We start from the raw sequence: 5178 nt of genomic DNA on the forward strand, positions 1-5178 counted from the left end.
TATGCTGCCTGCTGTTGATGTTGACCTAACAACATACTTTCTATGCTTAATTGATAATCTAAGGTTGGCCACTCTATGCCTGTCGCACGACAAATAAATACATAATCCATGAGTTGTTTAAAGTTAGCTTCTTGCAATTCTTTATACCAAGACATGGGTGTTGAAATGATTCGACCATCTTCTAATTCAACATGAAGATAACGGTCATCAAAATGTACCGATTTACCTTTGACTAAAGTATTCATCCCATTGCCTCTCAAATTGCTGACGATGTTTTTCAACTAATAATAGAGCCTGTTTTAAATCTTTTGGCTTCATATAGTTTTGACTCACTTTGAGTGTCGCCAACTCTATTTTGACAAAATCATCACCTTTAACAACATGAACGTGTTTAGGCTCATGTTCGTTAGCATAAAAGAAAAAACGAAAACCATCTACTAATAACAAAGTTGGCACGTTAAACCGCCAACACTTGTTTTAAAGCCGCCAAAAAGCGAGCATTTTCACTTTCTAAACCAATACTGACCCTTAAATAGTTTGGCAACCCATAGTTAGCAATCGGTCTAACAATCACCCCTTGTTGTAACAGGGCTTGAAAAACTGGCAAACATGGACGACCTGTATCAAAGGCAATAAAATTACCTTTAGACGGAATAAAGCCTAAACCTAATGCGCTTAAACCTTGTTCCAACTGTGCCATACCTGCACTATTTAACTCACGGCTTTGCTTAACAAAGCTTTCATCTTGCAAAGCCGCAGTTGCAGCCGCTAAAGCAAAACTATTCACATTAAACGGTTGGCGAACACGGTTTAAAATATTGGTCACATCAGCCGAAGCGATCGCATAACCTACACGTAACGATGCTAAACCATAGGCCTTAGAAAAAGTACGACTGACAATTAAATTGGCATATTGCTTAACGTAATCAAAGCCATTAATAAAACCTGCATCAGTGACATATTCGACATAGGCTTCGTCTAATACGACTAAAACATGGGCTGGGACTTGTGCCATAAATTGTTCAAATTCGTGACGCTCAAACCATGTGCCTGTTGGGTTGTTTGGATTGGCAATAAACACAACCTTGGTATTCGCTTGAATAGCCGCCGCCATGGCCTCTAAATCATGACCAAAATTTTTGGCTGGGACTTCAATACCTATCCCACCCACTGCTTGCACCGCTAAAGGATACACGGCAAATGCATGTTGGCTATAAACAGCACTTTCACCTTGAGCAATATAAGCTCTGGCAACCAACTCTAAAATGTCATTTGAGCCATTACCCAAGGTAATACAATTTAGCTCAAAACCAAATTTTTGCTGAATGGCTTGTTTTAAGTTAAAACCATTACCATCTGGATAGAGTGAGACTTGTTTGAGTTCGGCTTGAATGGCGGCTATCGCCAATGGTGAACAACCTAATGGATTCTCGTTACTGGCTAATTTAATAATATCGTCTAAACCTAATTCACGTTTTAATTCGTCAATCGGTTTACCGGTTTGATAGGGTGATAACTTTTGTACACCTTGATTAGCCAACGCAATAAAATCACAAGACATGATGAACTTCCGAGTTTTTATCTAATGTTCCCTCTCCTACAAGGGGAGAGAGAATTTTTGTTGCTAAAAGTAGCTGAGCAGGGTCATGGTAGCTGAGCGGAGTCGAAGCTACAGCACTGCTTTAGGATACGAACCTAAAATACGCATTTCCCTGACACGTGCCTTAATTTCATCTAAAACCACTTTTACATGGGGTTGTTGTTGATGACCTTCAAAATCAATAAAAAACACATACGACCAAATATCATTTTGTGCTGGACGTGTTTCAATGCGTGTTAAGGAAATATTATGGCGATAGAATGGCTCTAAAATATGATACAACGCCCCCGCTTCGTTATGCGCGGCAATGATTAATGAGGTTTTATCATCACCACTGGCGGGCACTTCTTCTGTACCAATAATTAGGAAACGTGTGGTGTTATTAGGATTATCTTCAATATTAGCATGCAAAATATTCAAGCCGTAAAGCTCAGCGGCAGTTTCACCCGCAATGGCGGCTGAGTGCCATTCATTTTTGACCATCCGTGCAGCTTCGGCATTACTTGACACCGCCACCCGTTCCACTTTTGGAAAGTGTGCATCTAACCATTTGCGACATTGCGCTAAAGATTGTTGGTGGGAATAAATGCGCGAAATGTTTTTAATTTCTGTGCCTTGCGCCACTAATAAGTTTTGATGAATGCGTAATTCTACTTCACCAATAATTTTTAAAGACGAAGCCATAAAACAATCTAAAGTATGGTTAACCACGCCTTCAGACGAATTTTCAACTGGCACCACACCATAATTCACACTGCCCGCTTCAACTTCACGGAACACTTCATCAATCGTTGAAATAGGTTGAGTAATGGCTGCATGACCAAAATGCTTGAGCGCGGCGGCATGGGTAAACGTGCCGTTTGGCCCTAAAAAAGCAATATTGAGTGGTGATTCTAAGGCCAAACACGCCGACATAATTTCACGAAACAACCGAGCAACAGTTTCGCCTGCTAACGGGCCTTGATTACGCTGCATGACCATTTGCAATACTTGGGCTTCACGCTCAGGACGATAAAAGCTGGTAATGGTTGGGTCTTCGGCTTTTTTAACGTCGGCTACTTGTTGGGCACAAACAGCACGTTGATTGATTAATAATTGAATTTGTTCGTCTAAAGCATCAATTTTTTGACGAAGTTCTGGTAATGTAGGGAGTGTATGTTGTGTCATGGCACAGTGCTTAATGGCTAAAAAACTAAAGATAATTATGGACTTACGCAGTTATCGCTTATTTTGGCAAAATACGTAAGTCCTAAGTATTTTACACAGTTGAGACTGTTTTATCTCGCTTTTTCTATTTGAAAATAAAAAACGTCTTGTTCTTGGTGCATACTTAATAACTGATGCGGGCTTTGTCGCAAAAAAACAACAAAATCACGCTGTGAAATAGGGTCAGTAGTCATCACTGTTAACACTTCCCCTGCATTCATTTGGTGTAAACTTTGCTTTAATTTTAATAAGGGCATCGGACAGCGTAACCCTCGTGCATCAAGTTGATTCATTATTTACCCTATGCTCAACAAACTTTAAGACCTATTTCTAAAGAATTTGATTTTATGATACGTCAATTTTGCCAAACTAGCTTTATTTTGTGGAATTTATTCGCCAGTAGTTTGCTCATTGCCGATACCAATACCGAATCGGTATTACCCGATTTAGGTGCATTTAGTGTTAATAAACAACAAGAAGACCAGCTAGGCCAACAATTTTTACGCGAATTAAGAGCGAGTACCGCTATTTTAAGTGATCCTCTGATTCATGATTATTTAGAAAATCTTTGCTATCGCTTAGCATTTGCTGCACAAAGTAAACATACCAATCTTGATATTGTCGTGCTACCTGATAGAAATATTAATGCTTTTGCGGTTGCAGGAGGTGTAATTGGTATTAATGCAGGTTTATTGTTATATGCGGATAATGAGGCCGAAGTAGCCGCCGTTTTAGCTCACGAACTCGCTCATTTAGACTTACATCATTACACTCGTAGTCAACAAGCTCAAGCTGGCGATCAATGGTTATATTTAGGGGCATTATTGGCGAGTATCGCTCTTGCTGCTAACAGCAGTAATAATGATGCAGGTTTGGCAGTCGGTTTATCCGCTCAAGCCGCGCTTATTGATAAGCAACTCAGCTACAGTCGGTTACATGAACGTGAAGCAGACCATGTTGGTATTCAAACCTTAACCAATGCAGGCTTTAATCCTCAAGCAATGGCTGATTTTTTTAGCAAGATGGATCGTCAAGCTCGACAAGTCGGTTTAATGCCGAGCTTTTTATTAACGCATCCTTCTAGCCAAGAACGTAATGCCGATAGCACTCTACGCAGTCAACAATATCCGAACAAAGGCAAAGTCGATAGTTTGGATTATCAATTAATTCGCCGCCGTTTATTAGCGATTATTGATGGCCGACAAGCTGACAATCTTGCCGTATTACAGCAAAAACTTAATAACAATCCTAAACACGAACCCACCTTATTATCTATTTTGTTTACCTTGTTAAATAATGAGCAATTTAGCCAAGCTCGACAGGTTGCCACACAACTACGCACCATTTCACCACAGCGTATTGATTATATTATTGCTCAAGCAGATATTGAGCTTGCCAATCAACAAGCACAAAACGCAGTAAAAATTTTAGAAGATGCGCTATTAATTAACCCACAAAACCAAACACTGAAAATGTATGCCGCTAAAGCCGCCATTAAAGCTCAAGCCTATACACAGGCGATTCAGTGGTTAAGCAGTTTAAGTTATGAACGTGCTAATGACCCCGAAGTTTGGCAAAGCTTAGTAGAATGTTATCAAGCACAAAAAGAGGGTTTACAACTGCTTAGAGCAAGAGCGGAATTTGCTTTTTTATTAGGTAGTTATGATAAAGCAATCAGTGATTTAGAACAGGCCAAAAAACTCGCAACCAACAACTATCCTTTATTAGCCAAAATTAAACAACGACAGTTAGTTTTTGAGCAAACTAAAGAAGTCTCTAAAAAAATAAAATAGAGGCTAACGCCTCTATTTTATTTAGCCAAGCTTAAAACTTATAAACGGCTTGTACCCAACCTTTTTTAGTATCGGTTTTAAGCCCTGCATCTGTTGTCAATTTTTTGGCATCAGTATCAGCTTCATACATTGCGCCTTTTAACATCACAGATAAATTTTTGTTGATGTTTTTAGCAACAGAAAAATTTAGCTCAGTACCTAAAGCAATACTATCGGTATCCGTTTTAAAACTATGACCAGCCAATACAAAGTTATAGCCTGCGTATTTAGCTAATAGCTTTAAATTGGTGTCTTCTAAACCTTTAACTGGAGTTGCCAAAAATTTATCTGCCCAACCATTAAAGGCATGTAAGGTCGCGAGTGGCGTTTTAAAACCAGCTTCTAAAACTTCTTGTTGCACTTTAACAGTGACTGGCCCTAAGTTATAACCAAGTTGCAAATCCATATAATTGGCATCTGGTGTACCTACAGGGGTTGCGTCTGCAAATTCAGATTGTTGGGCAAAAGACACTTCGTATAAAAAATCTTTAAAAGAACCATCAACTTTGGTGCCTATATGCTGAAAAGAGCCAGCAGGAG

At 39.4% G+C, this 5178-nt stretch carries 6 protein-coding genes and 1 pseudogene; 1 reads left to right on the plus strand and 6 read right to left on the minus strand.

The annotated features are described in order from the left end of the window. The 5 genes from Q0212_RS14050 to Q0212_RS14070 form a co-directional block, all read right to left on the minus strand. Positions 1–245 (minus strand): DUF2442 domain-containing protein (locus tag Q0212_RS14050; RefSeq protein ID WP_297926589.1); only part of this gene is annotated, 245 nt, incomplete at its 3' end. After that, positions 223–456, minus strand: a complete 234-nt coding sequence (locus tag Q0212_RS14055) for a DUF4160 domain-containing protein (RefSeq protein ID WP_297926591.1) — start codon at positions 454–456, stop codon at positions 223–225. The genes Q0212_RS14050 and Q0212_RS14055, both read right to left, overlap by 23 nt. A 1-nt stretch (position 457) precedes the next feature. Further along, the gene (gene hisC / locus Q0212_RS14060; protein WP_297926593.1) at positions 458–1561 is read right to left on the minus strand and encodes a histidinol-phosphate transaminase; all 1104 of its coding nucleotides are present in this window, start codon (positions 1559–1561) and stop codon (positions 458–460) included. Between the two features lie 108 nt (positions 1562–1669). Then, complete coding sequence (pheA, locus tag Q0212_RS14065) at positions 1670–2767, minus strand: prephenate dehydratase (RefSeq protein WP_297926595.1); 1098 nt, start codon at positions 2765–2767, stop codon at positions 1670–1672. A gap of 110 nt (positions 2768–2877) precedes the next feature. Continuing rightward, entirely contained in the window at positions 2878–3099 is a 222-nt protein-coding gene (locus Q0212_RS14070; protein WP_297926597.1) for a sulfurtransferase TusA family protein, read from the minus strand. Positions 3100–3153: 54 nt separating this feature from the next. On the opposite strand from Q0212_RS14070, the gene Q0212_RS14075 reads away from it, so the two are divergent. Next, positions 3154–4599 (plus strand): M48 family metalloprotease, encoded by a 1446-nt coding sequence (locus tag Q0212_RS14075; protein ID WP_297926599.1) that lies wholly within the window; start codon positions 3154–3156, stop codon positions 4597–4599. Positions 4600–4630: 31 nt separating this feature from the next. On the opposite strand, the pseudogene Q0212_RS14080 reads toward Q0212_RS14075, so the two are convergent. Further along, positions 4631–5178: pseudogene (locus Q0212_RS14080) on the minus strand (hypothetical protein); the annotation flags it as partial.

This window comes from uncultured Agitococcus sp., from assembly GCF_937920075.1.
GTDB lineage: Bacteria > Pseudomonadota > Gammaproteobacteria > Pseudomonadales > Moraxellaceae > Agitococcus.

What these genes read in the sequence shown, in the direction of transcription:
- hisC (WP_297926593.1), bottom strand. Translation starts at nt 1,561, where the DNA reads ATGTCTTGTGATTTTATTGCGTTGGCTAATCAAGGTGTACAAAAGTTA.
- pheA (WP_297926595.1), bottom strand. Translation starts at nt 2,767, where the DNA reads ATGACACAACATACACTCCCTACATTACCAGAACTTCGTCAAAAAATT.
- Q0212_RS14070 (WP_297926597.1), bottom strand. Translation starts at nt 3,099, where the DNA reads ATGAATCAACTTGATGCACGAGGGTTACGCTGTCCGATGCCCTTATTA.
- Q0212_RS14075 (WP_297926599.1), top strand. Translation starts at nt 3,154, where the DNA reads ATGATACGTCAATTTTGCCAAACTAGCTTTATTTTGTGGAATTTATTC.